The sequence below is a fragment of the Pseudomonas sp. 18173 genome (assembly GCF_050432945.1).
Taxonomy (GTDB): Bacteria; Pseudomonadota; Gammaproteobacteria; order Pseudomonadales; family Pseudomonadaceae; genus Aquipseudomonas.
In genome coordinates this window covers 97,557-123,952 of sequence record NZ_JBKFTN010000011.1, presented here as the reverse complement: position 1 = coordinate 123,952, position 26,396 = coordinate 97,557, and the positions used below count along the sequence as shown (strand labels likewise).

23 protein-coding genes are annotated in these 26,396 nt (G+C 59.9%); 9 read left to right on the top strand and 14 right to left on the bottom strand.

The features are described 5' to 3' along the window. Positions 1 to 30 precede the first annotated feature (30 nt). From ACLD1X_RS14495 to ACLD1X_RS14470, 6 genes are all read right to left on the bottom strand, one after another. Positions 31 to 1,389, bottom strand: a complete 1,359-nt coding sequence (locus ACLD1X_RS14495) for an ATP-binding protein (RefSeq protein WP_429368681.1) — start codon at positions 1,387 to 1,389, stop codon at positions 31 to 33. Continuing rightward, positions 1,365 to 2,030, bottom strand: a complete 666-nt coding sequence (locus tag ACLD1X_RS14490) for a response regulator (protein ID WP_429368679.1) — start codon at positions 2,028 to 2,030, stop codon at positions 1,365 to 1,367. The genes ACLD1X_RS14495 and ACLD1X_RS14490 overlap by 25 nt, the downstream gene beginning before the upstream one ends. A gap of 86 nt (positions 2,031 to 2,116) precedes the next feature. Beyond that, on the bottom strand, positions 2,117 to 2,551 hold the full coding sequence (locus ACLD1X_RS14485) for a hypothetical protein (RefSeq protein ID WP_429368677.1): 435 nt from the start codon (positions 2,549 to 2,551) through the stop codon (positions 2,117 to 2,119). Positions 2,552 to 2,578: 27 nt separating this feature from the next. Further along, a complete protein-coding gene (locus ACLD1X_RS14480; RefSeq protein ID WP_429368675.1) occupies positions 2,579 to 3,343 on the bottom strand; it encodes a COG4705 family protein in 765 nt (254 codons plus the stop codon). Positions 3,344 to 3,492: 149 nt separating this feature from the next. Further along, complete coding sequence (gene gfa / locus ACLD1X_RS14475; protein WP_429368673.1) at positions 3,493 to 4,071, bottom strand: S-(hydroxymethyl)glutathione synthase; 579 nt, start codon at positions 4,069 to 4,071, stop codon at positions 3,493 to 3,495. A 128-nt stretch (positions 4,072 to 4,199) separates the two neighbouring features. Continuing rightward, positions 4,200 to 5,066 carry a patatin-like phospholipase family protein gene (locus ACLD1X_RS14470; protein WP_429368671.1) on the bottom strand — a complete coding sequence of 289 codons (867 nt, stop codon included), beginning with the start codon at positions 5,064 to 5,066 and terminating at the stop codon, positions 4,200 to 4,202. A 286-nt stretch (positions 5,067 to 5,352) separates the two neighbouring features. Between ACLD1X_RS14470 and ACLD1X_RS14465 the strand changes: the two genes are divergently transcribed. The 4 genes from ACLD1X_RS14465 (at position 5,353) to ACLD1X_RS14450 (ending at position 9,805) form a co-directional block, all read left to right on the top strand. Then, complete coding sequence (locus ACLD1X_RS14465; protein ID WP_429368669.1) at positions 5,353 to 6,126, top strand: ParA family protein; 774 nt, start codon at positions 5,353 to 5,355, stop codon at positions 6,124 to 6,126. Between the two features lie 177 nt (positions 6,127 to 6,303). Then, positions 6,304 to 7,206: a LysR substrate-binding domain-containing protein gene (locus ACLD1X_RS14460; RefSeq protein ID WP_429368667.1), complete on the top strand. Its 903-nt coding sequence runs from the start codon at positions 6,304 to 6,306 to the stop codon at positions 7,204 to 7,206. A gap of 105 nt (positions 7,207 to 7,311) precedes the next feature. After that, positions 7,312 to 8,301: a zinc-dependent alcohol dehydrogenase family protein gene (locus ACLD1X_RS14455; RefSeq protein WP_429368665.1), complete on the top strand. Its 990-nt coding sequence runs from the start codon at positions 7,312 to 7,314 to the stop codon at positions 8,299 to 8,301. A 286-nt stretch (positions 8,302 to 8,587) separates the two neighbouring features. Next, positions 8,588 to 9,805: a DUF3422 domain-containing protein gene (locus ACLD1X_RS14450; RefSeq protein ID WP_429368663.1), complete on the top strand. Its 1,218-nt coding sequence runs from the start codon at positions 8,588 to 8,590 to the stop codon at positions 9,803 to 9,805. 53 nt (positions 9,806 to 9,858) lie between these two features. On the opposite strand, the gene ACLD1X_RS14445 is transcribed toward ACLD1X_RS14450, so the two are convergent. From ACLD1X_RS14445 to ACLD1X_RS14430, 4 genes are all read right to left on the bottom strand, one after another. Further along, positions 9,859 to 10,560, bottom strand: coding sequence for a 2'-5' RNA ligase family protein (locus ACLD1X_RS14445; protein WP_429368661.1), 702 nt, complete (start codon positions 10,558 to 10,560; stop codon positions 9,859 to 9,861). A gap of 216 nt (positions 10,561 to 10,776) precedes the next feature. Next, positions 10,777 to 12,072, bottom strand: coding sequence for a DUF1254 domain-containing protein (locus ACLD1X_RS14440; protein WP_429368659.1), 1,296 nt, complete (start codon positions 12,070 to 12,072; stop codon positions 10,777 to 10,779). A gap of 63 nt (positions 12,073 to 12,135) precedes the next feature. Continuing rightward, a complete protein-coding gene (locus tag ACLD1X_RS14435; RefSeq protein WP_429368657.1) occupies positions 12,136 to 13,626 on the bottom strand; it encodes a DUF1254 domain-containing protein in 1,491 nt (496 codons plus the stop codon). Between the two features lie 285 nt (positions 13,627 to 13,911). Beyond that, positions 13,912 to 14,811: an AraC family transcriptional regulator gene (locus ACLD1X_RS14430; RefSeq protein WP_429368655.1), complete on the bottom strand. Its 900-nt coding sequence runs from the start codon at positions 14,809 to 14,811 to the stop codon at positions 13,912 to 13,914. A gap of 258 nt (positions 14,812 to 15,069) precedes the next feature. Between ACLD1X_RS14430 and ACLD1X_RS14425 the strand changes: the two genes are divergently transcribed. From ACLD1X_RS14425 to aspT, 5 genes are all read left to right on the top strand, one after another. Beyond that, a complete protein-coding gene (locus ACLD1X_RS14425; protein WP_429368653.1) occupies positions 15,070 to 15,471 on the top strand; it encodes a VOC family protein in 402 nt (133 codons plus the stop codon). After that, positions 15,468 to 16,445 carry a saccharopine dehydrogenase family protein gene (locus ACLD1X_RS14420; RefSeq protein WP_429368651.1) on the top strand — a complete coding sequence of 326 codons (978 nt, stop codon included), beginning with the start codon at positions 15,468 to 15,470 and terminating at the stop codon, positions 16,443 to 16,445. Before ACLD1X_RS14425 ends, ACLD1X_RS14420 begins: the two co-directional genes overlap by 4 nt. A 77-nt stretch (positions 16,446 to 16,522) precedes the next feature. Next, on the top strand, positions 16,523 to 16,987 hold the full coding sequence (locus ACLD1X_RS14415) for a nuclear transport factor 2 family protein (protein WP_429368808.1): 465 nt from the start codon (positions 16,523 to 16,525) through the stop codon (positions 16,985 to 16,987). A gap of 278 nt (positions 16,988 to 17,265) precedes the next feature. Next, on the top strand, positions 17,266 to 18,876 hold the full coding sequence (locus ACLD1X_RS14410; RefSeq protein WP_429368649.1) for a mechanosensitive ion channel family protein: 1,611 nt from the start codon (positions 17,266 to 17,268) through the stop codon (positions 18,874 to 18,876). A gap of 27 nt (positions 18,877 to 18,903) precedes the next feature. Then, positions 18,904 to 20,595 (top strand): aspartate-alanine antiporter, encoded by a 1,692-nt coding sequence (gene aspT, locus ACLD1X_RS14405; RefSeq protein WP_429368647.1) that lies wholly within the window; start codon positions 18,904 to 18,906, stop codon positions 20,593 to 20,595. A gap of 9 nt (positions 20,596 to 20,604) precedes the next feature. Here the strand turns inward: aspT and ACLD1X_RS14400 are convergent, their stop codons facing one another. From ACLD1X_RS14400 to ACLD1X_RS14385, 4 genes are read right to left on the bottom strand one after another with little or no spacing between them, the layout of a single operon-like run. After that, complete coding sequence (locus ACLD1X_RS14400; protein WP_429368645.1) at positions 20,605 to 22,701, bottom strand: site-2 protease family protein; 2,097 nt, start codon at positions 22,699 to 22,701, stop codon at positions 20,605 to 20,607. Beyond that, positions 22,701 to 24,047 carry an efflux RND transporter periplasmic adaptor subunit gene (locus ACLD1X_RS14395; RefSeq protein WP_429368643.1) on the bottom strand — a complete coding sequence of 449 codons (1,347 nt, stop codon included), beginning with the start codon at positions 24,045 to 24,047 and terminating at the stop codon, positions 22,701 to 22,703. Before ACLD1X_RS14395 ends, ACLD1X_RS14400 begins: the two co-directional genes overlap by 1 nt. Next, complete coding sequence (locus ACLD1X_RS14390; RefSeq protein WP_429368641.1) at positions 24,044 to 24,850, bottom strand: efflux RND transporter periplasmic adaptor subunit; 807 nt, start codon at positions 24,848 to 24,850, stop codon at positions 24,044 to 24,046. Before ACLD1X_RS14390 ends, ACLD1X_RS14395 begins: the two co-directional genes overlap by 4 nt. Next, positions 24,831 to 26,366: a TolC family protein gene (locus ACLD1X_RS14385; RefSeq protein WP_429368639.1), complete on the bottom strand. Its 1,536-nt coding sequence runs from the start codon at positions 26,364 to 26,366 to the stop codon at positions 24,831 to 24,833. The genes ACLD1X_RS14390 and ACLD1X_RS14385 overlap by 20 nt, the downstream gene beginning before the upstream one ends. Positions 26,367 to 26,396: the final 30 nt, after the last annotated feature.

Below are 26,396 nucleotides of genomic sequence, written 5' to 3'. Positions count from 1 at the left end.
AGGTACTGACACACTGTGATACATACGAGCTTAGCCTGAGCCTCTTGGTAACCCGACCGAGACACATAACCCGCTTTTGGCCGTCTCATTGGCAAATCCCAGATGCAGGCGAGCTCCGGTACGCTCGGCGATGGCCCTGACGATGGACAAGCCCAGCCCCGAGCCCGACTCTTCGGTGCCCACGCTGCGATAGAACGGGTCGAACACGCGCATTTGTTCATCGGTGGTGATGCCCGGGCCCGAGTCCTTGACCTGAAGGATCACGGTTTCCTGCGCTGCCTCCACCGACAGGTCGACGCGTCCGCCGCAAGGGGTGTAGCGGATCGCGTTGTCCACCAGATTCTTGACCAGGATCAGCAGGTCCATTTCGTTGATGACGAGCTGCACGTCTTCGGTGCTTTCAACGCCGATGTCGATGTTCTTGCGTTCGGCCAGGGGCAACAGGTCCTCCAGTACCCGTCGATAGACCTCATGCACCGAAACCCTGGTCTGCGGTCGCTCGGCGTTCGATTGCGCGGCGGCCAGGGCCAGCAACTGATCGATCAGCTTCCTGCTGCGTTCAATGCCACGCGACAGCGGCAGCAGGCGCTCGGCGGCTTGCGTCGGCATGGGTGTGGCCTGCAGTCGTTCGGCTTGCAGGGACAGGGCGGTCATGGGCGAGCGCAGTTCGTGGGCGGCATCGGCGATGAAGCGGCGCTGGGTTTCCATGGACTGCGCAACCCGCGCGAGCAAGCGATTGATGGCCACGACAAAAGGGCGGATCTCGGTTGGCAAATGGCGTTCGTCGACCGGGTGCAGGGCCTGTTTGTCCCGTCGATCAATTTCCTCGGACAGGGTCGCGATCGGGCGAAACAGCTTGCGCACCAGATCACCCACCACCAGCAACAGCACCGGAAACAGGATGAGAAACGGCAACAGGCTGCGCAAGGCGCTTTCGCGCGCCTCCTTGTCGCGAACCCCGGTTTCCTGGGCGACGACGATGCGCTCGCCACGGGCGGTGGTCCTGACCAGCGCGCGAAAGTCTTCGCCCGCGATGTTCAAGGTCGACAGGCCATCGGCCAGCGTCGTGGGGAAGGGCAGCGGCAGGACGTTATCGTCGGTGGTGGCGATGGCTTTGCTGCTGTCGGCCAGGTATTGCACGATGACCCTGGACTCTTCATCGTCGCCGGCGGTTTTCCCGGCAGCGGGGTAGTGCAGGGTCATCTGCTGCCGATCGAACAGGACGGCCACCTGGCGCAAGGTTTCGTCCTGCATTTCGTGGGCCTCGCCGAGGGCCGAGACGAACGCAAACACCCCGGCCAGCGCCGCCACGAGCAGGATGGCCAGCGACAAGGCGACTGACAGCCGTACCTGGATCGACTCGCTCAGGCGCTTTTTGAAACCATCCATCCCATACCCCTGACGTTCTTGATGACCTGGTTGCCCAACTTGCGTCGCAGCGAATGAATCAGAAACTCCACGGCGTTGCTTTCCACTTCGTTGCCCCAGCCGTAGAGGCGGTCTTCGAGTTCGCTGCGCGAGAGGATCGCCCCCGGGCGTATCAGCAAGGCCTGTAACAGGGCGAATTCACGGCTGGACAGTTGCACGCCGGGGTTTTCGGCAGTGCTTGCCTGTTTCGACACCAGGTCCAGCGCCACCACGCCGTTGTCCAGCAATGACTGGGCGCTCCCGCCTTTGCGGCGCAGCACGGCACGCATGCGGGCCAGCAATTCGGCCATGTCGAAGGGTTTGAGCAGGTAATCGTCGGCGCCACCGTCGAGGCCACGCAGGCGATCGTCGAGGCTGTCCCGTGCGGTGATGATCAGCAGAGGCACCGGGTTGTTGCGGCCGCGAATGCTGTCGAGCACATCGAGCCCGTCCTTGCCTGGCAACCCGAGGTCGAGCAGCACCAGGTCATAGGGCTGGGTCTGCAGCGCCGAAAGTGCGGTCAGGCCGTTTTTCACCCAGTCGGTCGCGTAGCTTGCATCCGTCAGTGCGCCCTGGATGGCGTCTCCGATCATCGGGTCATCTTCGACCAGCAATATGCGCATGTTCGCTCCGAACAAAAAAAGGCGCGGCGGTCTTGACCGTCGCGCCTGTATTGAAGCACCTGTACCGGCGTTTGTCCGCCCGGTTATTACGCGCCTTTCATCGAATCGAAGGCCTTCATCAGCTCGTCCATGCGGGCCTTGCAATCGTTCTGTTGCGGATTGCTGGCGCGCAAGGCGTCGAGCGCGCGGTCAATGGCCTTGTCCACTACATGCCAGTCGCTGGCGGCGCGAGGCTTGATCCCGGCCTCGGCCGAGTCCCAGGCGCTTTCCAGGTCCTTGATGCGGGCTTTCGCACCCGGCAGGTCGTTTTTATCGACGATCGCGGCAACGTCGGCGGCGATGTTGCGGAACTCGGACAGGTCACCCAGTTTTGAACCGGATTGGGTTTGTGCACTCATCGCACCGGATGTGGCGCCCGCAGCAGGTTTGTCGGCAGGTTTCGAGCAACCGGCGGCGATGCTGAGCAAAAAGATCGACGAGACAATGGCGACGTGGCGAATGATGTTTTGAAAAGGGCGCATGACGTTTCCTTGATGGACTGTTTAGCGTTACTGAGTGACGGTTTTACGGTTGCCGACGCTGATCTGCGCGACCGCAACCAGCAGGACGATGACGCACAGGAAGATCGCGCTGGTCCAAGTGGCACCCATGCCGAGGCCGCCGTAAGTCTTGGACTGGGTCAGCAAGTCGCCGAGCGAGGCACCGAACGGTCGGGTCAGGATGTAGGCGACCCAGAAGGTCAGTACCACATTGGCGCCCAGGCGCCAGGCCACCAGGGTCGCGGCGATCAGCGCGCCGAAAATCACCGCGCCGAGGGTGAAGCCCAGGCCCAGTGCTTCGGTCGCCAGGTCACCGGCCGCGGTCCCGAGGGCAAAGGTGCAGAGCACGGTCGTCCAGTAGAACCATTCCCGTCGTGGTGTGACGATCTCGCGGATCGACAGGTTATGCTCCATCCGGTACCAGACGAGAAAGTTCAGTGCCAGCAGCACGGAAAACACGGCTGTGCTGGTGTACAGGCTGACGTCGAGAACGTCGGTCAGGATGTCGGTGAGCTGCGTCCCGACGATGCTCACCAGCACCACGGTCAGCCAGTAGATCCAGGGCGAACAGGCGGTCTTGCGCATCTGGATGAACAGCGCGATGGCCAGTAATGCCGCCATGCCGACGCTGGTCCAGCCCAGGCCGAGACCGGCATCGACCGCGAGAAAGTCCGCGCCGGTTTCACCCACCGTCGTGGACAGGATCTTGATCACCCAGAATGACAGGGTCACCTCGGGTACTTTGTTGAGCCATCCGGCTGTATCGGGTTTCATGGGCGGGTTGCCTCTCCTGTGCAGCGCCAAACTTGCGCAAGGGAGACGATACGCAGCGAAACTTAGCTGAGACTGAGGGGGGAGTGATGCCCTGCATCGAAGGTGAATCGGAGCCGCGGTCCGGCAAGGCAACCGCGGCGACCGATCGATCAGGCGGCGGGGAGCAGGCCTTTCTGTCTGGCGACATGGGTTGCCAGCGCGTCCATCAAGTCCGGTGACAGGCAGTCATAGGGTTCCAGGCCGATCTCGCGCAGGCGCTCGCGGATAGCCTTCATTTGCGCTGGCGGTGTGCCGGTTTCGATGATCGAGGACACGAACGCCGCGAATCCCGGTGCAGCCCATCCGCGCTGTGGCGAAAGCTCGGTGTGGACGAAGTCCAGGCCATAAAAGGCATGGTTGCTGTTCTCGATGCGCCCGAAGAGATGGGTGTGACACTGCTTGCAGGCGTGGCGCTGGATGGTGGCGCTTTCGTCGACAATCGCCAGTTTTTCGCCGTGCGCAATGACGCTGACCTTGTCCCGAGGCACCACGGCGATGACGGCGAATATCGCGTTTTGTGGTTTCCAGCATTTACTGCAGCCGCAGGCGTGGTTATGCAGGGTTTGTGCGTCGATCCTGACCTCGACCTTGTCGGTCGCGCACAGGCATTGCAGGGTGCCGCCGGTGAAATTGGCGGCGGCGGGCTGGATGCCGTTGTCCAGGGCAGGGTGAAGTTTCAAGGTGCTCATGCTGGTTTCTCCGATTCAGGGTGGCAGACAAAAGTGCCTGGGGCGCGCCCCAGACCGTTGGTTCATCGGATTTCGAAAAGGACACAGTGCATAAACGGTTGACCTCCTTCGCAGTGACCGGCCGGTTATCAATGCTCATGGGCGTGTGAATGGATGGTCAGCGCCCCCGGTACCTTGGTGCGTTCAAGCCCTCCACGGGACAGCCACCTGAGGGTCTGTTCATAGGCGCGCTGCAGCAAGGATTCGGTCTGGTCAAAGTTGAATACCGAGACATCCACGGGGCACAAGGGCGGGACGATGTGCAGGCTGGTGAGCGTGCGGAAGTGTTCGATGTCGCTCACCAGTTGGCGCATGCTCATCAGGTTGGCGGTGTGCAGGGCCAGGGCGACCAGGCCACGGGGCGGTTGTGTCAGGGCGCAACTGATGCCGGTGGGGATGACCACGACGTTGGTGGCGCCCAGGGCGACAGCTGTCGAAATGGGTGTATTGCTTGCCACGCCGCCGTCAACCAGGAACCGGTCGGCGATTTGTACGCAGGGGAACACCAGCGGGATGGCCGCACTGGCCAGTAAGGCTTGTTCGAGTTCGCCACTGGACAGTACGGCCTCGGCACCGCTGAGCAGGTCGGTGGTGACGATGTGCAGGGGTAGCGCGGCCTCCTCGATGCGATGTATGGGCAGTGCCTGACCCAGCAATCGGTTCAAGGCCGCCGGCTGCAACAGATAGCCGCGCCGTTTGATCAGTCCTCGACAGGTATCGAGCCAGGAGAGGGGAAAGATGTCGGTTTTACTCAGCCCGCGCCAGAAACCGGCGAGCGCCTCGACACCATCGGAATCGGGCCTTGCGGCAAAGTAGGCACCATTGATGGCGCCTACCGAAGCACCAACCACCATGTCGAATCGAACATTGGCCTCGACCAGGGCCCGCAACATGCCGACCTGCACCGCACCCAGACTGCCGCCGCCAGCGAATACGATTGCGGTATTGGTCGCCATGGTCGAAGTCTCGGTGCATAAATGTACCGGATCAGTGTAGCTGACCGAAGAGCGTTACTTTCGGGGGGGGCGCGACAGAATCCAGCCGTCGCCAGTTTGAAGTGCCGGACGTTTTCGGCTGCACCTATTGCGTTGCAAGCGGGCTGAATTGGCAGGCAACCCCTCTAGATCAACGTTTGCGTACTATGCTGTCGTAAAACTGAAATATATCGGTCATAGAATTGACACGAGTCCTTACATTTTCCTTCAGTCGGCCTTTGGCCTTTTTCATGGATGAGCAAGCCTTATGCGTCGTGTTGTGTTCAATCAGAAAGGCGGTGTCGGAAAATCCAGCATTGCCTGCAACCTTGCCGCAGCGAGCGCTGCCGAAGGCTACCGGACGCTGCTGGTTGATCTCGACCCTCAGGCAAATTCGACTCACTACCTGACAGGGCTGCTCAATGAAAGCATCCCGGCGGGCATCGCCGATTTTTTCAAACAAACACTGTCCGGCGGTTTCGAAGGCAGGAAGAATCGAGTGGTCATCACCGAGACCTCCTACGACAACCTGCACCTGGTGACCGCCAGCTCCGAACTGGCTGACCTGCAGTCAAAACTCGAGTCCAGATACAAGATCAACAAGCTGCGCAAGCTACTGGTTGAACTGTCCGAGGATTATGAGCGCATCTATATCGATACGCCTCCGTCACTCAACTTCTATACCTTCAGTGCGCTGGTGGCGGCGGACAGTCTGCTGATCCCGTTCGATTGCGACAGTTTTTCCCGCCAGGCGCTCTATCGCGTCATCGCGCAGGTAGAGGAGCTACGCCTGGATCACAATGAATCGCTGAGAGTCGAAGGGGTGGTGGTCAACCAGTTCATCGGGTATACCGGCTTGCATCAAAACCTCGTTGATGAACTGTTGGCAGAAGGTTTGCCAGTGCTGCCGGTTTACCTGAGCAGCTCCATCAAGATGCGTGAATCTCACGAAGTTTCAGTACCCATTGTCCATTTGGCCCCGAGGCATAAACTATCGCGGGAGTTTTTTGGTTTGCTGGATGCCCTGGAGCGGGCTGCTTAGGCACTGTACGAAAAGTAATGTCGAAAACACCGCATAGCACAAGCTAACGAGACCATCGCTGCGGCGCTTTTCGCGAGCGTGTCGTCAGCGACTGCGTTTGTGTAGTGATCTAATGAACCCGTTCTTGGCACAGACGAGGGGAGTAAGCTGTGATGATCCTTCGTCAGGTGCGCTTTAATGGACATCGTTCACTCGATGCAGGTTTTCGTCAGCGTCATGGAAACCGGCAGTTTTACCAAGGCAGCTCAGGCCTTACACCTTCACCGGCCTGCTGTTTCCAAAACGATTCAGCTTTTGGAGCTGCAACTGGGTGGGCGATTGCTTAATCGAACAACTCGCCAGGTGAGCTTCACCCCTGAGGGTGAGGTGTTCTACAAACGGTGCAAAGCCATCTTGGCCGAGGTCGATGAGACCATGGCGTCATTCGGTAATCGTCCAGCACGCCTCACTGGAAAGCTGCGCGTAGATCTGCCTGTAGCCTTGGGGAAGCTGCTTATCATCCCGTCCCTGATGGAGTTCCAAAGCCAATATCCAGGTATCGAATTGACCCTTGGCGCGAGTGACAAGCCTATCGACATGATCGCAGAGGGAGTGGATTGTGTAGTGCGGTTGGGGGCCCTCGAAGACTCGAGCATGATCGCTACCGGCATAGGTTTTCTACCGATGGTGACATGTGCTGCGCCGGCCTACCTTGAGCGCTTTGGAGAGCCCCGCACATTAGCCGACCTGGACACCCATCAAGCAGTCAATTATTTCTCCGGTACCAATCCACGGCCAATCGAATGGATCTTCGTCGTGGACGGGCAGGTGGAGACTATGCGCCTTGATTCGGGAATCAACGTGAATGATAGCGACGCGTTCGTTGCGTCGGCACTGGCCGGGTTTGGACTGGTTCAAGGGCTTGAGTTAACAGTGCGAGAGCATCTGAAAGACGGTTCGCTTGTTCGAGTACTGGACGGTTACCCGGTACCTTCCAAGCGGATTTCTATTCTCTACCCCCACCGAGACCTATTGCCGCCAAAGATCGAGGCCTTTGTGCAATGGCTGAAGGCTTTGATGGCCACACATAATCTGATCTAGACCGGATTGTTATTTTTTGGATAACAGTCTGTGTCTCTGGCCGGTCTTCTGGGCGGCGCAGTGACGGATTACCTTTGACGCTTTCCAGATACCGGGAGTTTATCCATGTCAAAAGTCGTCCGTTTCCACCGCATAGGCGGCCCAGAAGTGCTGCAGATCGATGAAGTCGATGTACGTGAACCCGACGCCTTCGAGGTTCGAATCAAGGTGAAAGCTTTGGGGCTGAACCGCGCCGAGGCAATGTACCGTTCCGGTCAATACGGGTTCGTTCCTGAAATGCCTGCCGTCTTGGGTTATGAAGCCGCTGGCACCATCGAAAGCATCGGTGACGGTGTGACAGAGTACGCTGTAGGCGATGAGGTCAACGTCATCCCTGCGTTTTCCTTCGCTGATTACGGCATGTATGGCGAACTGGTCGTCGCTCCGCTACACGCCGTTGTAATGCAGCCTGGTGGTATGACGGCAGTGGAGGGAGCAGCAACCTGGATGCAGTTTGTTACTGCATACGGCGCCCTAATCGACATTGGAAAACTCCAAAAAGGCGAAACTGTACTGATTCGCGCAGCCTCCAGTAGCGTCGGTTTAGCTGCCATCCAGATCGTAAATCTGGTGGGTGCGGTGCCTGTTGCGCTCACCCGTACAAGCGAGAAACGACAAGCTCTTCTGGATGCCGGGGCTGCCTGCGTGATCGCAACTGAAGAGCAGGATCTGGTCACTGAGATCAACCGCATTACTGACGGAAAGGGCGCTCGTATGGCGTTCGACCCGGTCGGAGGAGCTGAGGTTGCAAACATTCTTCGCTCGCTGTCTACCCGGGGTATTTTCTTCCAGTATGGCGCTCTCGAAACCGGTGATATGAGCATTCCTGTATGGGAAGTACTCGGCAAGTGCCTGACTATTCGCGGATATCAGCTATTTGAGGTCACCCAAGAGCCTGAGCGCCTGAGTCGGGCCAAAACCTTCATCACCAGGGGGCTTGAGGCTGGTGCGCTGCATCCGCTGATCGGCAAGACGTTCCCGCTAGCGCAGATTGTTGAGGCTCATCAGTACATGGAATCCAACACCCAAATCGGCAAAATCGTTATCGAAGTTTGACGCAACAATAAAAAAAACGGGGGTGCTCACCTCTCGTTGTCCTGACGCGTTGGCGATTACCTACCCTCTGAGTCACACATCGCATATTGGCCACAGAGCCGTACACCTCCCATGCACTCAATGGTCATGCGTGTGGTGTGCGTCGGGGAAGTGCGACAGTGACTTGTGGGCTCGACAAACTGTCCCACCAACAATAGCAGTCGATAATGCCCCGAAAAACCTGGCGCCCGGCTCGGGCGGGTATTAATCGCAAGCGGCAAAAACAACTCCAACATGGCCCTACAACATGCACCCGTTACGACAAAGCCTGCACAACGAACTGCACGCGCGCCCGTCACTGTACTTCGATGAGCCGGCCCATGTGTTTCATCTGGCCTTCCTCGGCAGCGATCAGGAGTGCAACGCATTCCTTGAAAACTGCTGCCCCGGTTCCCTCGACCTGACTGCCGCGCAAGGAATTACCCGGCTCGATGGCCATGCACTGAAATGGGAGCGCCATGCCGAGTTTTTCACCCTGACCCTGGTGGTCACTTCATCCTGTGATGACCTGTCCTGGACGATGCTGCCCGAGGTGCTGGCGTCAAAGGTCGAAGCGCATTTGCCGGCCTTGATCAACTCGGTGCAGATTGTCGTGCGTGGTGAAAACAACCTGGATCTGACCCGTTACGGCTTCAAGGATCCTAGCGGTTCTTGCGTGGGTGGTGGCGATGCAATGGTCTGGAGCGATTTTCGTCTCAGCGAGGAGGGCAACAACCACATATTGTTCGTCAACCGGCGCCTGAATGCCTACCGCCAGGGCCGGATGATACGCCGCCTGCTGGAAATCGAGACCTATAGGATGATGGCCTCGTTATCGTTGACCATGGCCAAAGACCTGAGCGCTCAGCTCGATGTTTTTGACAAGACCTTGGTCGCCCTTTCCGAGCGGAACGCCGACCCCGACGGCAGTAATGCGAAAGCCCTGCTTGCGGATATTTCCAACCTTTCTGCCCAAGTGGTCAGCAGCTCTGCGAAAACCCGGCACCGCTTCAGTGCCACGCAAGCCTATGCGCAATTGGTGTTCGAACGTTTGGGGGAGCTGCGAGAAAGTCATGTAGGTGATTGCCAACGCCTGGGCGTATTTATCGAGCGCCGCTTCAAACCTACCGTCAGGTACTGCACCGCCACCGAACAGCGCCTGGAGCACCTGGCCGAAAGCGTGGCCAACCTGGGCGATTTGTTACAAGCACGGGTTCAGGTAGAAATGGAGGAGCAGAACTCGGAAATCCTGAAAAGCCTGAATGCTCGCGCCGATGCACAGATCAAGATCCAGCGCGCAGTGGAGGGGCTGTCGATTATTGCTATTACCTACTACCTGCTTAACCTGCTCAAACTTGGCTACTCGGGGCTGCACCTGCTTGGTGTTGCGGTAGCCCCGCGAGAGGCCATGCTGGCAATGACGCCGCTTGCAATCGGCATTCTCGCGTTGATTGTGCTTCGCATCAGGAAAGTCAAAGAGCATTGATTCAGGTTGACTGACTTCCTCAGGGCGTGAAGCGGCCGTTCGGCGACGACAATTCATTGACCACTATCCAGACGTTTTGAGGCCGTTCCGTAATTGCCGAGCTGATAGATCGCGATGTTCCTGGCACCAAAGTTGAACGTCTCGAATGGCTTTGCCTCCAGTGCCTTGAGCCAATCGAGCGGCGCAACGCCGATCGTCACGTGCGGGTTGTATTTGTCACCGGTCTGACTGGGGATGAACGTGTCGACGTACTCGAACAGGGCAGGAGGAAAGGTGGCACCGGACTTGTCGGGAACGAAGGCGGACGCATCACCGCCTTTGACCGCATACCGGCCTGCGGCATCGAGCATTGCCTGTTGTAATGCGTGCAATCGTTCGGTTGGTTTGATAACGATACCAGCCAGACCTATCTTGCCATTCGGAATGTGATACAACCCGGTTGCCGTCAATTCGAGACTAGCGAGATCGAACGTTGACTTCACGTTGTTAACCGCCGCCATGACCTTCGACAGGTCGGCTTGCGCAATGTACAACTGGAGCAAGGTGATGTGCGGGGCGTGCTCCGCATCCAGTTCGAAACCGTCGTGGATTTGTTCGCGCATCATGCCATTCCATTTTCCTGCCTCTTCGACCATTTTCGCGTCTGGCTGGATGAGAACATCGATGGCAATCAAATCGTCACGGGCAATGGCGAAAGGCATGCTCATTAACAGCGCCATCAATGCGAGCGTCTTCTTCAGCACAGTCGTCAGCATCGCCGTCTCTCCTCTCTATCCGAGCCATTGCATGATCGTTCTGATGAATGGGCGTAAGCGTAGTCGATGAGCATTCCTTCAAGATGCGTTCTCGTCACTGACTTCTGGCCGATATCCGCCAACCATGACCAATCGACCCATAGCAGACATGCAATTCTGAAGCGGAATAAGTGGGTTAAAGTGCCCTCCCAAATGGGAGGGCAAAAGCCTGAAACGTCAGTGTGAGGTCACTTCAATGGGCGGGAACTTGTAGCTGCCTTCCTGCACCGCCTTGCTCGGGCCATACAGACGCATCACGATGTACGCATCCTTTTCCGGAATGGGCAGGTAGTTGGGGTTGCTCTCGTCACCCTTGGCGCTCAATTCGATGGTGTAGTTGCCATCGGCATCGGGCTTCAGCGTTCGGTCACCACGGCTGTGGCGGTTGATCGCGTTGTGGGCCATGAAGCGGTTGTCCGACGCGTACACCGTGAAGGACCAGAACTGGCTGACATCCGGAGCCTTGAAGGTGATGCGGTATGACTTGCCATTGGCACCGTTGATGTTTTTCCCATCACTGGCGGTGCCTTCCTTGAGATAGACACTTTCGTCCGGTGGCAGGCCCCATTGCCCCACATAGGTGCCTACGGCAAACAAGTCACGCTGCCCGTCACCCAATTGCTCGCGGGTGCCCAGGGACTTGGCGGACGTCAACAGGTTGGGCGCCAGGTCCTTGATGTGCTTGAGGCCCAGTGCTTCACCTTTCTTGGCGGCAGCCAGTTGCTCCTTGGTGAAATCTTTCTTGCAGGGTTCCAGCCCGACCGCTTTGTATTGATCCAGCCATTTCTTGTCTGCCTTGCCCATGCTGCCGTCGCACAGGACGAAATCGACCCGTTGCAGCCAGTTGGTTTTCGCCGGGTCCAGGTAGGTACGTTCCTTGGCTTTGGGGCCGGGCTCGCCGAGGTAGGCGGAGAGCGTTCTGACGTTCCAGTCGTCCATGTAGTTGAGCGCGGCTTTCTGGTCCTCGGGGTCCGTGGCCATGATCCGGCCCATCAATTTCACCAGGTTGGAGTCGACACGGATCACCTCGGTGACGCTACCCGGTACTTCGCCCTTCCAGTCCTGTGAGGCAAACATGAAGTGGCCGCCTTTGGTTTCACGAGTGCGCGAGCCGATCATGGACGTCGTGTAGTGGCCCATGTCCATGGTGTGCAGGATCCAGTATCGGCCCTTGTCCATATCCGGGACGCTGATGATCACAGGTTCTGCGGCCACATCCAGCCAACCCTGCAAGTGCAGGGTGTCGTTGTTGATAGTGGGGTGATCGACGTAGGTGTCGTCGGCCAGGTGGCGGATGTTCTGGAAGCGGTTGAGCGGGGTGTGGGTCTTGACCGCCGTCTCATAGAAGAACTTGTAGGCTTCATCAATGGAATAGCCGTAGATATAGGCATCTTCGGCCAGCTTGTCCGGGATTTGCGCAAAGGCCGGCACGGCCAGGGAAAGCAGGGCTGCTCCAAGCAACATCGGTTTCATCGAGACTCCTTTGGACTGGCGGGCCAGCCCTGTCGTTTGGTTATCGAAGGTGGCAGACAGTACTCAGGGGTTGACCCGTTCGAAGTCGGGCAGCTTGAAGGTCTTGTTGTTGAACGCTTCGGTGGGGCCGTAGAAACGCATGGCCGGCAAGGGGCGCTTGCTCGAGGTGGGAATCCAGTTGGCTTCCTCGCCTGCCGGAGCCGTCGGGCCGACATAGATCGTCACGCCGCCATCGGGGTTCTTCTTCATCTTCTCGACATCGAACGACGACAGCGTGGTGCGGTTGCTGTCGCTGTAGATGAACGAGAAGGTGGCGCGGTCATAGACCGTCAGTGCCCAGAACTGCTTGACCGGCATGTCCTTGGGCACATCGAGCTTGTAGAGCTGGCCGGCCTCCAGTGGTTTTCCGTCCTTGTCGGCCATCGCCATCTGGTAGGAAGTGGCTGGCGAGTCGCTGAGCACCTTGGGCATGTAGGTGCACCAGAAGTATTCCGCCGCGCGCTCGAGCAGGTCGATGCGATCGTCGTAGATGAAATTGAACTTGCGGTTGGCGTCTGCCTGCAACAGCGAAACGTAGTGCCGATCTGGCCAGTACACACGCTTGGACATCTCGGTGTCGAACCATTGCTGGAGGTAGAACCAGGCATCGATCGCCGCCTGGTGCATGGCCCGTTTCGCGGTTTCGTCCGGTGCGAAAGGTTTGCCTTTGACGATGCCCAGCGACGACAACATGCCCATCATGACTTTGTCGTGTTCGCGTACCGGCTCAACGCTCATGATCGCGTGCATGTCCTCGAAGTGGCGTTCGTCGTAGAACGGCAGCGTCGGGTAGCGTTCATGCGCGGGGTCGATGAACTTCTGTTGGGGTGGTGACTTGGCTTCGGACAGGTAGTACATGCGCAGTCGCTTGGCGTAAGCGTAGGCATCCTTGGCGGTCTTGCCCGCTGGCGGCACCGAGCGGAAGGCCAGGGCGATGCGGTAGTTCGGCGAGCTGACGTGGATGTAGCCCTTGGGAATTGCCCCCTTGTAGTCCGGTGCAGTGAACAGGTACTTGCCGCCTTTGCCTTTGTCGAGCCCGGCCGGGCCGACGTCGGCGATAGTCAGCTGCCAGGCATCCACCACCTGGCCGTAAAGACTTCCCTCAGCACTTGCCGTGGGGATTTCCAGGACCACAGGGCCTTTGCGCAGGTCGGTGTAGGCGGCGATGTAGGGTGTGGTGCTGTTTGCGGTAATTGCTTCGAGTTGAGGGGTGGCCGTTGCCGAATAGGCAATGATGTCGTTGTCCTTGTAGCCGAGGTCCTTCTCGGCGGCACGGCGGAATGAGTAGATGGCGATTGCCGGCATGTTCCAAAGGATGGCTTCGAACGCACGCTGGTATTTGATCTGGTAGTCGAAGTCTTTGACCGAGGGGGCCGACCCCGCTGGCGGTTGACCACCCAGCGGTTCGGTTGCCGCCTGCGCGGTGGCCATGACACAAGTGGCGATCGCCGTCGCCAGTAGGCAAGGCAGCAGGCGAGTGGTCATTCGAGTCATCAATCCATCTACGGCTCTCATTGGAAACTCCTGAAGGGCAAGCAAGACATTCAGTAGACCGCGAAGGTTGCAGCCAGATATAAAGGCACAAGCCAGGATTTTTTAGGCGGCAGACGTGCATGGAAGCTCTAAATTGGGCTTGCAGCAGTGTAGTTGAGGTTTTCGGGAAGGGGGGGAGCGTCCATTTATGGCCGAATTCTGCCCTTTGCGAAAGGCAGCAATGGGTCAATTGCAGCGGTTTTCAACCAAAGCGGGCATTGCGAGATAGTGTCTGGAATGCACGCCAATGAAAAGCCGCAAACAGACTCAACCCCAACCACCACTGCTTCGGATCTCCCCAAGCATCCGCGCCACATCTTTCGAAGGGGGCAAGCCAAACACGCGTGCGTAGTCACGGCTGAATTGAGTTGCGCTTTCATAACCCACTTCAAACGCCGCACCAGTGACGCTTTTGGCATGGGCGACCATTAAGGTCCGGGCCTGTAGCAGGCGGACCCGCTTTTGATACTGCAATGGACTGAGCGCCGTGACGGCCTTGAAGTGTCGGTGGAAGGCCGACACGCTCATCGACGCCAACTGTGCCAATGCATCGACCCGGATGGGGTCGGCAAAGTCCTGTCGAATGTGCGCAATGGCCAGGTTGACCCGCGCCATGGCGCTGTCGGGTGCCGCGATATCGCGCAGCATCCAGCCATGGGGGCCTTGCAGGACGCGGTACAGAATCTCTCGCTCGTAGACCGGCGCAAGGGCGGCGATTTCCTCGGGCTTGCCCATCAGGCGCAGCAGGCGCACCCAGGCGTCCATCAGCTCGGGCGTGACGGCGGCCACGGAAAAACCTGCTTCCTGTTCATGTTCTCCGAGCGGTTTGGGCAAGTCGGCCAGTAGCGTGGTCAAGACAACCGGATCAAGGGTCAGGCTGACCGCCAGATACGGCTCGCCACCTGCAGTGGGGTGCACCTGACCGACCGCTGGCAGGTCGATGGACATGACGAAGTACGTCGCCGGGTCATATCGAAGCGTCCGGTCGGCGATGGTCATGCATTTACTGCCTTGCAGAATCAGGTTGATCATCGGTTCGTAGACGGCGGCCAGCAGATGTTCGGGGATTTCACCCTGAACCATGGCGACGCGCGGAATACCCGTATCCGTGCGGCGGTTTTCGGCACGGCAGGCCAAGGCACGAAGTTCTGTCAGTTGAGTTTTCATGGCGTTCATCTGAACTCACGCAGATGCGGGCACGCAAGCAAAAAGCAGAAACAGGCAGGTCTCCAGCAGGATCGGCTGCGCTCGCCACGATACACAGGGCTACTGTGGTGACTCACCCCTGTGACATTGGAGCAGCGCATGAGCGTTATCGTTATTACCGGCGGTAGCCGGGGCATCGGCGCCAGCATCGTCAATCTGACCGTCGAAGTCGCGGGCGGCTATTTCATTTGAATCTGTATCCGAGCGCGAGGCTTGCCAATGCTTGATCATATTTTTCTGTCGGTCAGTGACATCGATCGTTCCGTTGATTTCTACACTGCGACACTGACCCCGCTGGGTATCACCGCAAGGCTTGATTACGACGGCAAGGGTGGACCGCCAGGGCATCCGGATCTGAAGGGATTCGGTGCCAATGGACGTATGTTTTTCTGGTTGCGCGAAGGCGTGGTGGAGGGGCGGGCGGTGCATGTCGGCTTTGTGGCGAGCAGCAAGGCCGAAGTCGACGCAGCCTATGCGGCCGCCCTGCGAAGAGGTGCTGTCGATAACGGCGCCCCGGGCGCACGTCTGCACTACGACCCGAATTATTACGCCGCCAACGTCTTCGACCCGGACGGCTACAGTCTCGAATTTGTGTACAAGAACTGGCAGCACAGCTCATGAGCACATTGATGATTTACGGCGCGACGGGATACACCGGTCGCATGGCGGCCGAGCATGCCAAGGGGCAGGGGATGGACCTTGTCGTTGCCGGTCGCAATGTCGAAAAACTGCAAGCGCTTGCCACGCAGCTGGATGTTCCTTATCGCGTGTTCAGCCCGGGTGCCCACGCTGAGAAGTCCCTGGAGGGCATCGCGGTGTTGCTGAATTTCGCCGGGCCGTTTGCACAGACGGCGCAGGCCTTGATGCAGGCCTGTATCGAGGCCGGGGTCGACTACCTGGACATCACGGCGGAGATCAATGTCTATCGGCAGGCGGAACAACTGGGTGCTCAGGCCGCCAGGGCGGGCGTGATGTTATTGCCCGGTGTCGGTTGGGACGTTGTGCCCACCGATTGCCTGGCAATGCAGGTCGCTCGACGTGTGCAGCAACCGCATTCACTGAGGATCGCACTGCAGGTTGCTGGCTCAATGTCACGGGGATCGGCGCTGAGTGTCAGCGAAATCATGGATGCCGGCCTGCTGGCGCGTCTCAATGGTCAACTCGTTGCAACCCCGGATGCGCAACCGCGTCACTTCGATTTCGGCGACGGCCCGGTGCTGTGCGCACCATTGTCGTTCGGTGATCTGGTGACTGGCTGGCACTCCACCGGCATTCCCGACATTGCGATGTTCGTGCACGTCAGCGGCGATGCGTTCCCTGGGGGCGATCTATCGCTATTACCTGATGGTCCAAGCGTTGAACAACGCGAAGCGCATCGTGCCCGAGCGGTGGTAGAGGTTACAGATGCCGATGGCAGCGTGGCGCGCTCGGTGATTGAAACCGTCAACGGCTATTCCTACACACCGTTGGTGGCGGTTGAAGCCGCGCGGCGAGTGCTGGACGGCGATCGACGGCCGGGGTTTGAAACGCCAGGCCGGGTCTTCGGAAGCGGATTTGCCGAGACCGTCGACGGGACAACGATCACCGATTTATGAAGCGCAAGCGGGCCAGCCACCTGTTGCGCTTGAGCCTGCTTCTTTCCTGCGGATTCACTTCACTCAAGGCGTCAATCATGTCGACCACATACTCCCAAGACACCACAGACCAGCTCGCGGTGGTGGAAACGCTTTACCGATTCGCCGCCGGCATCGACTTGCGCGACAACGCAGTTCTTGCATCGGTGTTCACCGAGGATGCGATTTCCGACTTCAGGCCTGCCGCCGCAAAAGCCGGGTTTGAATACCCTGTGCTGACGGGTCGAGAAACCATCGTAGCGGCGTTGTCCGGTTCGCTTGCCCGAATCGACACGACACATTCGGTCAGTAATCCCCGCGTCAGTATCGATGGGGATCTGGCGCAGCTGGATGCGCTCGTGGAAGCGCAACACGTGCCGCAAAATGATCACTCACGGCACTACCTGATGAAAAACCGCTACGACGTAAAACTGGTGAAGGCGGATGGGGACTGGCTCATCCAGAGCGTCACGGTGGACAACGTCTGGCGTTCGGGAGATCCGGCTGTACTCTCTGCCGTTTAGAACAGGTCTGCCGTCATCGGGCTCAATGGGAACGTTAATAGAGTTGGAGTCCGTAATATGTTCCCCCCTTTGGCCGGCAACGCTCGGCACACTTGCCTGGGCTTTTTCTCCCCAATCGGGTGTTGGTTGCAAAATGCAATTTGTCGTTTGCTCTTGCGCTTTCCGTAAGCTGACCTGTTCAGCAAGATCCCGACTCGCAAATCTGACAACCATTCATCGCTGAACTACGCTGCGAGACGTACCCTCGATTCGAATCTTGTGAAGTAAGGATCCGACACATGCGGAGCAGGCTGCTCGCGGTAATGTTTACTGTTTTCGGGATGTTCTGGTCGGTGCAACTGTGGGCCGAGGACGCGCCGAAAGTGGTCGATGCTCCCGCTGAATTGAAAGTGGCCAACCGCAGCATCATGGTGTTTCGCGCGAGCATCCTCGGCGAAGCACCGGCCAACCGGGTTAAACGGGCGAAAGCGGTCATCGGTGAGGCGCTGGATGAAGAGGACGACCTCAATGTCACCCTCGACCCGATCTCGAAAAGCTACATGGTGCTGCTGGGTAACCGACGGGCTTTTATCGTGTCGCCCAAGGACTTCGACGAGACCGAATACGACTCGATCCAGCAGGCCGCCGAAGCCGCGGCTGGCAAGCTGCGCCAGGTCGTGGCCGAAACCCGCGAAGCCCGCAGCCTGCGCTTGATCCTGCGTTCCGCAGGCGCCGCGGTGGTGGCCACCGGCGTCTACATCGGCCTGCTGTTCGGCATGTCGCTTGTGCGACGCAGAGCGCTGAAGAAACTGCCCGAACTGATGCATCGGCACACCCAGGCCCTGAAAGTCGGAAGGGTTCCACTGGTCGATGCCAATTATCTGTATCCGTTGGTCAGCCGCCTGCTGGAGCTGGTGCGCTGGATCGTCGTGTTGCTGCTGACCTACGAATGGCTGGGCTTTGTCCTGTCACGGTTTCCCTATACCCGTCCCTGGGGCGAAAGCCTCAACAACTATCTGTGGGAACTCGGTGGCTATCTGCTGCAAGGGATTATCGGTGCCATTCCCGGGCTGGGCGTGGCGCTGGCGATCTTCTTCATCGCCCGCGGCGCCACCGCGTTCATGCGGCGGATCCTGCGGCGCATGGCGGCACCCGGAACCCTCAGCTGGCTGAACCATGAAACCCTGCAACCGACCCAACGCCTGACGTCGCTGGCGATCTGGCTGTTTGCCCTGGCCATGGCCTATCCGTACCTGCCGGGTGCCGGCACCGATGCGTTCAAAGGCTTGTCGGTATTGATCGGCCTGATGATTTCCCTCGGTGCCACCAGCGTGGTGGGACAGGCGGCGGCAGGGTTGATCCTGACCTACACCCGAACCCTGCGCCCCGGCGAATTCGTGCGCATTGGCGACTACGAAGGCACGGTGACCGAACTGGGCATGTTTACCACCAGCATCCGCACCGGCCTGGGCGAGGTGCTGACCCTGCCCAACTCGATGATCACCGGCACCGTCACCAAGAACTACTCACGGGTAGTGCAAGGCCCTGGTTACGTGGTCGACACTGTCGTGACCATCGGCTACGACACGCCGTGGCGGCAGGTGGAAGCGATGTTGCTGGAGGCCGCAAGACGCACGCCGGGGATTCTCGAAGTGCCACCGGCCCAGGTGTTTCAGACGGCCTTGTCGGACTTCTACCCGGAATACCGGCTGGTGGCCCAGGCCATTCCCAGTCAGCCCCGGCCGCGAGCGGTGTTGCTGAGCATGTTGCACGCCAACATCCAGGATGTGTTCAACGAGTACGGCGTACAGATCATGTCGCCGCACTACCTGGGTGATCCGCAGCAAGAGAAATGGGTACCCAGGGACAAGTGGTACCCGGCCCCGGCACAAGAGCCGAAGGAACCGTGATTGTTTACCTGATAGGGGGGCCGCACCATGCTTGAGTTCATTCTCCACGCCCTGCGCACTGACCCGGAAATCGCGGTGTTCCTGGCCATTGCCCTGGGGGTCTTCATCGGCCGCATCCACATCGGCAGTTTCCACCTGGGTTCGGTGGCCGGTGCGCTGCTGATGGGGTTGCTGATCGGCCAGATCGGGCTGGAGGTGCCGACCGGATTGAAATCGGTGTTCTTCGTGATGTTCATCTACGCCGTCGGCTTCAAGAGCGGGCCGGAGTTTTTCGGCAGTCTCAATCGCGGCACACTGAAACTGGTGGTGTTGAGCGTGGTGCTGTGCGGGACGGCACTGGCGGCGATTTTGGCGATGAACGCGCTGTTCGATTTCGACGCCGGCTTCACCGCAGGCCTCGGGGCCGGTGCACTGACCGATACGGCGATCATGGGCACCGCCACCAGTGCCCTTAATCAACTGACGATCGACACCGCGGCCAGGGCCCAGCTCAACAGCCACATGGCGATTGCGTACGCGATCACCTACCTGTTCGGCACCATCGGCTTGATCGTCTTCGTCGGCAGTATTGCGCCCAAGCTGCTGGGCGTGGATCTCAAGGCCTCGGCGCGTGAGCTTGAGCTGGAGTTGGGCATCGCCAAGGAAGAAGACGCGATCACCGTACCGTACACCCGCATTGTCGTGCGAGCGCACCAGGTGGCAGCCAACAGTTCGGCGAATGGGCAGCGGATCGCCGATGTGGAGAAACAGCACGAGTCGCTGACCGTCGAGCGAGTGGTGCGGGCCGCAAAGATCATCGAGCGTGACGAGGTGTTCACGCTGATGGCCGGGGATATCGTCGGGGTCTACGCCTTGCGCGAAGCGGTGGGTACGCTCACCCAGTGGATCGGGCCGGAAATCGACCATGCCGAATCCTTGTCTTTCCCGACCCGCGAGGCGGACATCATCCTGACCTCGCCAGAGTTTGCGGGCAAGACAATCCATCAGGCGAAGAGCCGGCTGGAAAGCGCGAGGCGTCTGGGCTGCTTCATCAACACCATCACCCGTCAGGGCTACGAGTTGCCCTTGCTGCCCGATACGGTGTTGCGTCGAGGCGATGTGATTACCCTGACCGGCCGCACCGCCAGTGTCGAAGCGGTGGCCAAGCGGTTAGGGCGAATTCGCGAACACAATTACAAGAGCGATATTGCCATGCACACCCTTGGCATGGTGCTGGGCTCACTGCTGGGGTTGTTGTCGACCCATGTCGGGATGATCCCTGTGGAGCTGGGAATAGGTGGCGGGGTGTTGGTCGCGGCACTGGTCATTGGCTGGTACAACTCGCGCCACCCGGAAATCGGCGCGTTGCCACCGGCCGCGCAATGGGCGTTCTCCGAGTTCGGCCTGACCGCGTTCGGTGCGGTGGTCGGCCTGCTGGCAGGTCCCGCAGCCTTTGCCGCGATGAAGGAACAAGGCCTGGCGTTGCTGCTGTCCGGCGCCGTGGTCACCATCGTGCCGCCGCTGGTGGCGCTGTACTTCGGGCGCTACGTACTGCGCCTGCACCCGATGATCCTGTTCGGTGCACTGGCCGGTGCGCAAACCGAAGCCGCGTCAATGAACAAGATCATCGAGCAGTCCGGCAGCAACACCCCGGTGATCGGCTTTACCGTGTGCTACGCCATTTCCAACGTGTTGCTGGCGGTGTGCGGGCCGATCATTGTGTTTGTCGTGGCGGGGTGAAGTGTTTTCTCAGAAACCACTTTCCCTCATCATTACCGCCATCAAGTGCGTCGCACCATCAGCCAGCAAACTGCGACGTTCACCTTCGATTTTCAGATGCCCCCGGGTCTCGCGCAGGCTCGGCAAGGGTTCGTCGAGTTGAATCAGCACCTGGAACAACGCCGCGCTCGGGATCAGCGCATGTTCCGCTGACGTGGTCGGCACCGGGCCACCGAAGCGTGAAGACAGCATGCGGTGCGACAGTTGACTGGCGCGGGTGCTGCCGATCACCAGTACGTGGCCACCGAGCGGGGTGGTCTGGCCGTCCGGGTAAAAGCGCACGCGGTCACCAGTGACCAAGCGATGCACCTGATCCTGGGCGACATAGGCGTCCACCTGCCAGCTGCGCGGGTCGATCAGCATGCCCAGGGGTTCCTGGCGGCCCACCCACTGGCCGGATTTCCAGTCCGGATTGACGTCCAGCCAGAGTCCGGCGAAAGGTGTTTGCAGGTTGAGCCGGGCGATCTCCGAGCGCGCGGCCCGGGCTTCTTCGAATTGCACGTTAAGGCGTTGCCGGGTGACGGCGTCCTCTTGCAATCCGCCGGGGTCGGCCAGCAACCCTGACAGACGTGCTTCATAACTGCGGGCGTTGGCTTCGCTGCTTTGCAGGCGCGAGGCTATGTCCGGCTCGTCGAGCACGATCAGGGTTTCGCCAGCGTTGACAGGGCCATCGGCGTGTATGGATTGCAGGCGTGCGGGGTAGGGCGCATAGACGCGCAACTGATGTTCGGCACGGGCCACGCCCACCGCGTCGACCTGGCTGCGCCAGGGAATTGCCAGCCCGACGACAATCAGCGCCAGCACGCCGTAGAACATCAACTTGCGTCGGCTTGGAATGCCGGCACGGTGTTGCCACCAATGATTCAATTCGCGCACCACCGGCATGGCGATAAACCAGGACAATTCGACCATGAACAGGATGATCCCCAGCAATTTGAAGAAGAACAGGTAGACCGCCAGGGCAATCCCCAGAAACAGTATCAGCCGATACAGCCAGGTGATGATCGCGAACGTCACCAGTAGCCGGCGTTGCGTGGGCGGAAACGATTCCGGCCAGTCTTCCCGCAAGCCCAGCAGATTACGCCGCAAGGTGACCCGCGCCAGGGCCGAGGCGCGTTCATGCAGGTTGGGAAAGTCCAGCAGGTCGGAGAGGATGAAGTAGCCGTCAAAACGCATGAACGGGCTGGCATTGAGTGCCAGTGACAGCAGCCAGCTGGTGGTCGCCAGGTACAGCAGGGCATTGCGCAACGGGCCCGGATCACACAGTGCCCAGCCCAGGGTCGACAACCCGGCCAGGGACAATTCGGTGACGATGCCGGCCGAGGCAATCGCCAGGCGCTGGCGCGAGCGACTGAGTTTCCAGCTTTCGCCCGTATCGGTGTAGAGCATCGGCCACAACACCACGAAAGCGATGCCCATGTGGCCGACCCGCAATCCCAGGCGCGTCGCCACCAATGCATGCCCCAGTTCATGCAGGGTTTTGGCGACGATCAGCGCCAAAGCGAAACTGAACAGGCCTTCGGTGGAAAATGATTCGACCACGGCGTGGGTAAAGACATCCCATTGCTGCAGGACCAGAATCACCCCCCACAGGCTCAGGGCAAAGACCAGCAGGCCCGTGACCGGGTGAAACAGCCAGCCCAGTGCGCGGGCCAGGTGTTGCAACGGCTGTTGCGGACGCAGCAGCGGAATACGGAAGAACAGGTAATGGTGCAGCCACCAGCGCCAGCTCAGCCAACTGCCTGCCTCGTCCCTGGCCTTGAGCCGTTCAAGCGCAGCCGGACCGGCCCGCAGCAGTTGGTGCTGCTCGAGGAACTGGTGGAAGTCGAGGATCTGTTCGACATCCGGTTTGAGCGCGGTGCCTTCGGCAATCTGCTCGCTGATCTGCCGGGGCGACTGACCCCAGCGCAGCAGGCATTCGAACTCCAGCCAACCGATGCGGTAAAAACGGTTGATCACTGTGTCCTGGATCACCCAGGCCGGTTCGCCGTTGCTGCCGTTGGCGGCTTCGCTCAGGCGCAGGTCTTCGCGCAATGGCGGCAGAGGCAAGTCAGCAGGATCCAGCATTACCAGCCACTCCACGCCCGCAGCGTCGCCAGCGGCCGGCGCAGCAAGTAGTAACCCAGCATCACCCGGCCGCCGTACAGTTTGGCGGTACCGTGCAGGCCGAGGCGCGCATGCTCCGGCGCGCCTTCGATGCTTGCCAGCAGACGATAGGCGACCACACCTTCATCGCTGGGGCGGGCCTGATAACTGGTTTCGAGGATCCTGCCCTTGAGCGGGGTCAGCGGGTACGCCGTGAGAAACAGCGTGACTTCAGCTCCGGGCTCCAGGGCGATGGCATCGGCCACCGCCAGCTGGATCTGCATGGCCGGTTGGGAAGGGTCGGCCACTTGCATGATCCGTTCGCCGATGACCACCGGTTTGCCCAGCCAGTCATTAGGGTCGCTGAACACTGCCACGCCGGCGCGCGGTGAAAGGACCCTGGTGCGCTTGAGTTGGGCCTGCACTGCCGCCAGTTCGGCCCGGCGTTGCTGGGCCCGGCCCTGGAGCAGGGTCAGCTCGCTTTTGCTTTGCGGGTTGTCGAACGCCCGCTGGCTGGCAGCCTGCAGCTCGGCATCGGCCACGGCGACTTCCTTGCCCAATACTTCGGCGCGACTGCGCAAGGTGGTTTCGTCCAGGGAAAATAGCGGCGTCCCGGTCTCTACCGGTTGGTTGGGACGCACCTGGATCTGTTCGATCACGCCGTCGATGGGCGAACTGATGATTTGCGCCTGGCGCGAGACGATTTCCGTCGGGGCCAGTGCGGTTTGCCGTACCGGCAGCAACAACAAGGCACCGAACACGACCAGGCCCAGCAGCAGTTGCTTGCGATTGGGGCGCCAGCGGCTCAAGCGCCGATGCCGGGCCAGTGCTGCCCAGCAGTAGCCCCAAGTGTTGACCAGCCCCTTGAGGTGTTGCCACAACATGGCTGGCGGCTCTTGTTCGAGCAATAACGTCAGCAGGCCCAGGCGTTGTCCGTCGCGATCCTTCAACGCAATGCACCAGAGGCCGCAAGGCCACCATTCGTTCCAGCCTTCGACGATATCCGGCGGTGGGGAGGTGGTGTCCGCTGTCAGCCACACCGGCTCGCTGTCGGGCACTTGAGTGGCGATCCAGCGGCTGGCCCGGCGCAGCCAGACGAGGTACGGCGAATCTTCGCTGGGGCGTGACAGCCCGGAAACATTCAGCAGTTCCAGCGACGATTCCTGTTGGGCAAAGACCAGCGCCTGATGAAACGGCAGCAGCGGGTACAGATCATTGGCCATGCTGAACGCCAGGGCGTTCAGCGAATCGGCGGCCATGGCCTTGTCCCGCAGGGCGTCAAGTTCCAGCAGCAGATGAGGGTGGGGCAGCGGCTCGTTCATTGTCATGGCTGGGCACTGTTTTGCAGTACATCGCTTTGCTGGGCAGTGTCCTGGTTGAACTGCGCCGTGCCGCTCATGCCGGCCATCAGGTCAGGGTATTTCTGGTCGAGCCGGGCTTCGAGCTCGACTGTCTGGGCCACCGCATCGACCCGCGAGTTGATGGCGCTGACATGGGCCGGGTAGGCCTTGCCGGTTTCATGGATGCTCACTTGCAGCGGCAGGCCGGGCTTGAGGGTCTTGAGCAGATTGGAAGGTACGTTGAGCCGGACTTTCAAGGCGCCGTCACTGACCAGATCGAACAGTGGCGTACCCGCGGTAACGGTCTGGAACGGCTTGACGTAGACCTTGGCGATACGCCCGGAAAACGGCGCCAGTACCTGGCAGTAACCGCTCTGGGCCACGCCCATGGCTCGGGCGCCGTCGGCTTTTTGCACTTCGGTGTTGGCCATGGCGACCTCGATGTCGCCCACGGCATTGAGTTGGCGCAGCTGTTTTTTCGCCTCCAGGTTCTGCCTGGCCATGGCCAGCTCGGCGGCGGCCACTTTGCTGCGGGCCTCGGCTTCGTTGCAATTGAAGCGGGCGAGCACCTCGGCTTTGGCGACATGCTCGCCGAAACCGCTTTTCATCTCGCCCAGGGTGCCACTCATCTGGCTCGACAGGGTGGTTTCCAGTTCAGCGGCCAGCAATACGCGAATGGCACTGGCGCTATCCAGGGCAGGGGCCGACACTGAGTCATCGGCGTTCACGGGCAGGACCAGACAGGCCAACAACAGGGTCCCTATGGAGGACTCAAGGGCGGTTTTGCGCATACGGCGCTCCTTGCTGGGTAATGAGCAGACGTTGCTGTTCCTGTTCGTTCAATGTGCGCTGGATTTCCCGGGCCAGGGTCTTGATGTCGTGTTTGGAGATTTCCTCCGGCAGGACATCCAGCCCCACGGAGTTGTACAAGCGCCCCCACGCCGCCTGGGCACTGGAGAACGCCGCTTCACGCTGATAGCGCGAGAGCAGGTAGCGACCTTCGGAGCGGATCACCTCGAGTTCGGAGCCCAGGGCGCCGGTTTTCGCCGCTTGGGCATAATCGAGCAGGCTGCGGTCGACCCGCAGGCTGTCTTCGGTGAATTCCACCTCCTGGCGCGCCAGTTGATAGCGCAGGGTGCCGACCCGCACCTGGGTCAGGATCGCCATGGACAGTGCCACCCGGCGGGCGTCATCGGTTTCGCTCTGGGATTTTTGCGCTGCATTGAGCGATGGCAATTGCAGCAGGCGCAGCAGGTTCATCGAGACTTGCAGCCCGGTGGCGTTCCAGTCGTTGTTGAAGAGGAATTTGTTGGAGTCGTACCGGTAGCCGTAATCCACGGTGACGTTCGGCCACAATTGCGCCTTGGCAATGTCCAGGTCTTTCTGGTTGACCCGTTTGCGATACCACTCCTCCATGATTTCCGGACGGTGTTCCAGGGACAACTGCTCCAGTTGCGCCATGCTTTGGCGCACTTCCGGCAGCGGTGGGTCGGGCATGTCAGCCAGGATCATTTTCGACCCCGGCGGCAGCGACATCAATGCCGCGAGCTCGGCCTGGGCGAATTCCAGGTCCTGACGGCGCACGGTCAGCAGGTAGATGGAGTCAAGCAGGGCGCGTTGGTAGGCGAGGATTTCCTGGCGCGGCAACAGGCCACGCTGTTCGGCTTCGCGCGCGGAGGTCAGCGCGGTGTGGGTGCGCATCAGCAGCTTGTCCACTTCGGGCATCAGCCGTTGCGCGCCGAGGGCACGCCAGTAGGCATTGCGCACATCCTGCAAGACGTTCTGCGCGACTTTGCGCCGACGCTCCTCGGCCATGAGGATCTGATCGGATTTCTGCTGGGTGCGGTAATAGGCCACGCCGAAATCCAGCAGGCTCCAGCTCAGGCCCAGGCCGTAGAGTTCGCGATAGCGCTCTTCGGAAGTCGATGCCCGCAAGCTGACCTGGCGGTCTTCGATGCCGATGGAGGTGCCGCCGGAATCGTTGTTTCGCCCGGCATAACCGGCCGATGCCACCAGGCGCGGCAACATCTCATGGCTGGAAACATCGCGCAGGTCCGACGCCAGGGCGCTTTCCATGAGCTTGAGGCGGTAGTCGAGGTTGTACTTCAACGCCCGGGCGGCTGCTTCATAAAAGGTAATGGGCGCGGTGACCGGCTCCTGTCCGGAATACATGCGCGACTGATCGGCGAGGATGCGCTGACGGTTCTCTTCGTCGGTGGAGGGCTTGGGCTCCAGTGACGAACAGGCACTGAGCAGCAGTGCGCTAGCGAGGGCGGAACTGATAAACCTCGTCGAATGTTTCGGCATATTCAATCCTTTGTGCTCTTTGAATTTTTT

Bases quoted from the DNA above. Each gene is read 5' to 3' on its own strand.
- ACLD1X_RS14495 (WP_429368681.1), bottom strand. From the start codon at position 1,389: ATGGATGGTTTCAAAAAGCGCCTGAGCGAGTCGATCCAGGTACGGCTG.
- ACLD1X_RS14490 (WP_429368679.1), bottom strand. From the start codon at position 2,030: ATGCGCATATTGCTGGTCGAAGATGACCCGATGATCGGAGACGCCATC.
- ACLD1X_RS14485 (WP_429368677.1), bottom strand. From the start codon at position 2,551: ATGCGCCCTTTTCAAAACATCATTCGCCACGTCGCCATTGTCTCGTCG.
- ACLD1X_RS14480 (WP_429368675.1), bottom strand. From the start codon at position 3,343: ATGAAACCCGATACAGCCGGATGGCTCAACAAAGTACCCGAGGTGACC.
- gfa (WP_429368673.1), bottom strand. From the start codon at position 4,071: ATGAGCACCTTGAAACTTCACCCTGCCCTGGACAACGGCATCCAGCCC.
- ACLD1X_RS14470 (WP_429368671.1), bottom strand. From the start codon at position 5,066: ATGGCGACCAATACCGCAATCGTATTCGCTGGCGGCGGCAGTCTGGGT.
- ACLD1X_RS14465 (WP_429368669.1), top strand. From the start codon at position 5,353: ATGCGTCGTGTTGTGTTCAATCAGAAAGGCGGTGTCGGAAAATCCAGC.
- ACLD1X_RS14460 (WP_429368667.1), top strand. From the start codon at position 6,304: ATGGACATCGTTCACTCGATGCAGGTTTTCGTCAGCGTCATGGAAACC.
- ACLD1X_RS14455 (WP_429368665.1), top strand. From the start codon at position 7,312: ATGTCAAAAGTCGTCCGTTTCCACCGCATAGGCGGCCCAGAAGTGCTG.
- ACLD1X_RS14450 (WP_429368663.1), top strand. From the start codon at position 8,588: ATGCACCCGTTACGACAAAGCCTGCACAACGAACTGCACGCGCGCCCG.
- ACLD1X_RS14445 (WP_429368661.1), bottom strand. From the start codon at position 10,560: ATGCTGACGACTGTGCTGAAGAAGACGCTCGCATTGATGGCGCTGTTA.
- ACLD1X_RS14440 (WP_429368659.1), bottom strand. From the start codon at position 12,072: ATGAAACCGATGTTGCTTGGAGCAGCCCTGCTTTCCCTGGCCGTGCCG.
- ACLD1X_RS14435 (WP_429368657.1), bottom strand. From the start codon at position 13,626: ATGAGAGCCGTAGATGGATTGATGACTCGAATGACCACTCGCCTGCTG.
- ACLD1X_RS14430 (WP_429368655.1), bottom strand. From the start codon at position 14,811: ATGAAAACTCAACTGACAGAACTTCGTGCCTTGGCCTGCCGTGCCGAA.
- ACLD1X_RS14425 (WP_429368653.1), top strand. From the start codon at position 15,070: ATGCTTGATCATATTTTTCTGTCGGTCAGTGACATCGATCGTTCCGTT.
- ACLD1X_RS14420 (WP_429368651.1), top strand. From the start codon at position 15,468: ATGAGCACATTGATGATTTACGGCGCGACGGGATACACCGGTCGCATG.
- ACLD1X_RS14415 (WP_429368808.1), top strand. From the start codon at position 16,523: ATGTCGACCACATACTCCCAAGACACCACAGACCAGCTCGCGGTGGTG.
- ACLD1X_RS14410 (WP_429368649.1), top strand. From the start codon at position 17,266: ATGCGGAGCAGGCTGCTCGCGGTAATGTTTACTGTTTTCGGGATGTTC.
- aspT (WP_429368647.1), top strand. From the start codon at position 18,904: ATGCTTGAGTTCATTCTCCACGCCCTGCGCACTGACCCGGAAATCGCG.
- ACLD1X_RS14400 (WP_429368645.1), bottom strand. From the start codon at position 22,701: ATGCTGGATCCTGCTGACTTGCCTCTGCCGCCATTGCGCGAAGACCTG.
- ACLD1X_RS14395 (WP_429368643.1), bottom strand. From the start codon at position 24,047: ATGACAATGAACGAGCCGCTGCCCCACCCTCATCTGCTGCTGGAACTT.
- ACLD1X_RS14390 (WP_429368641.1), bottom strand. From the start codon at position 24,850: ATGCGCAAAACCGCCCTTGAGTCCTCCATAGGGACCCTGTTGTTGGCC.
- ACLD1X_RS14385 (WP_429368639.1), bottom strand. From the start codon at position 26,366: ATGCCGAAACATTCGACGAGGTTTATCAGTTCCGCCCTCGCTAGCGCA.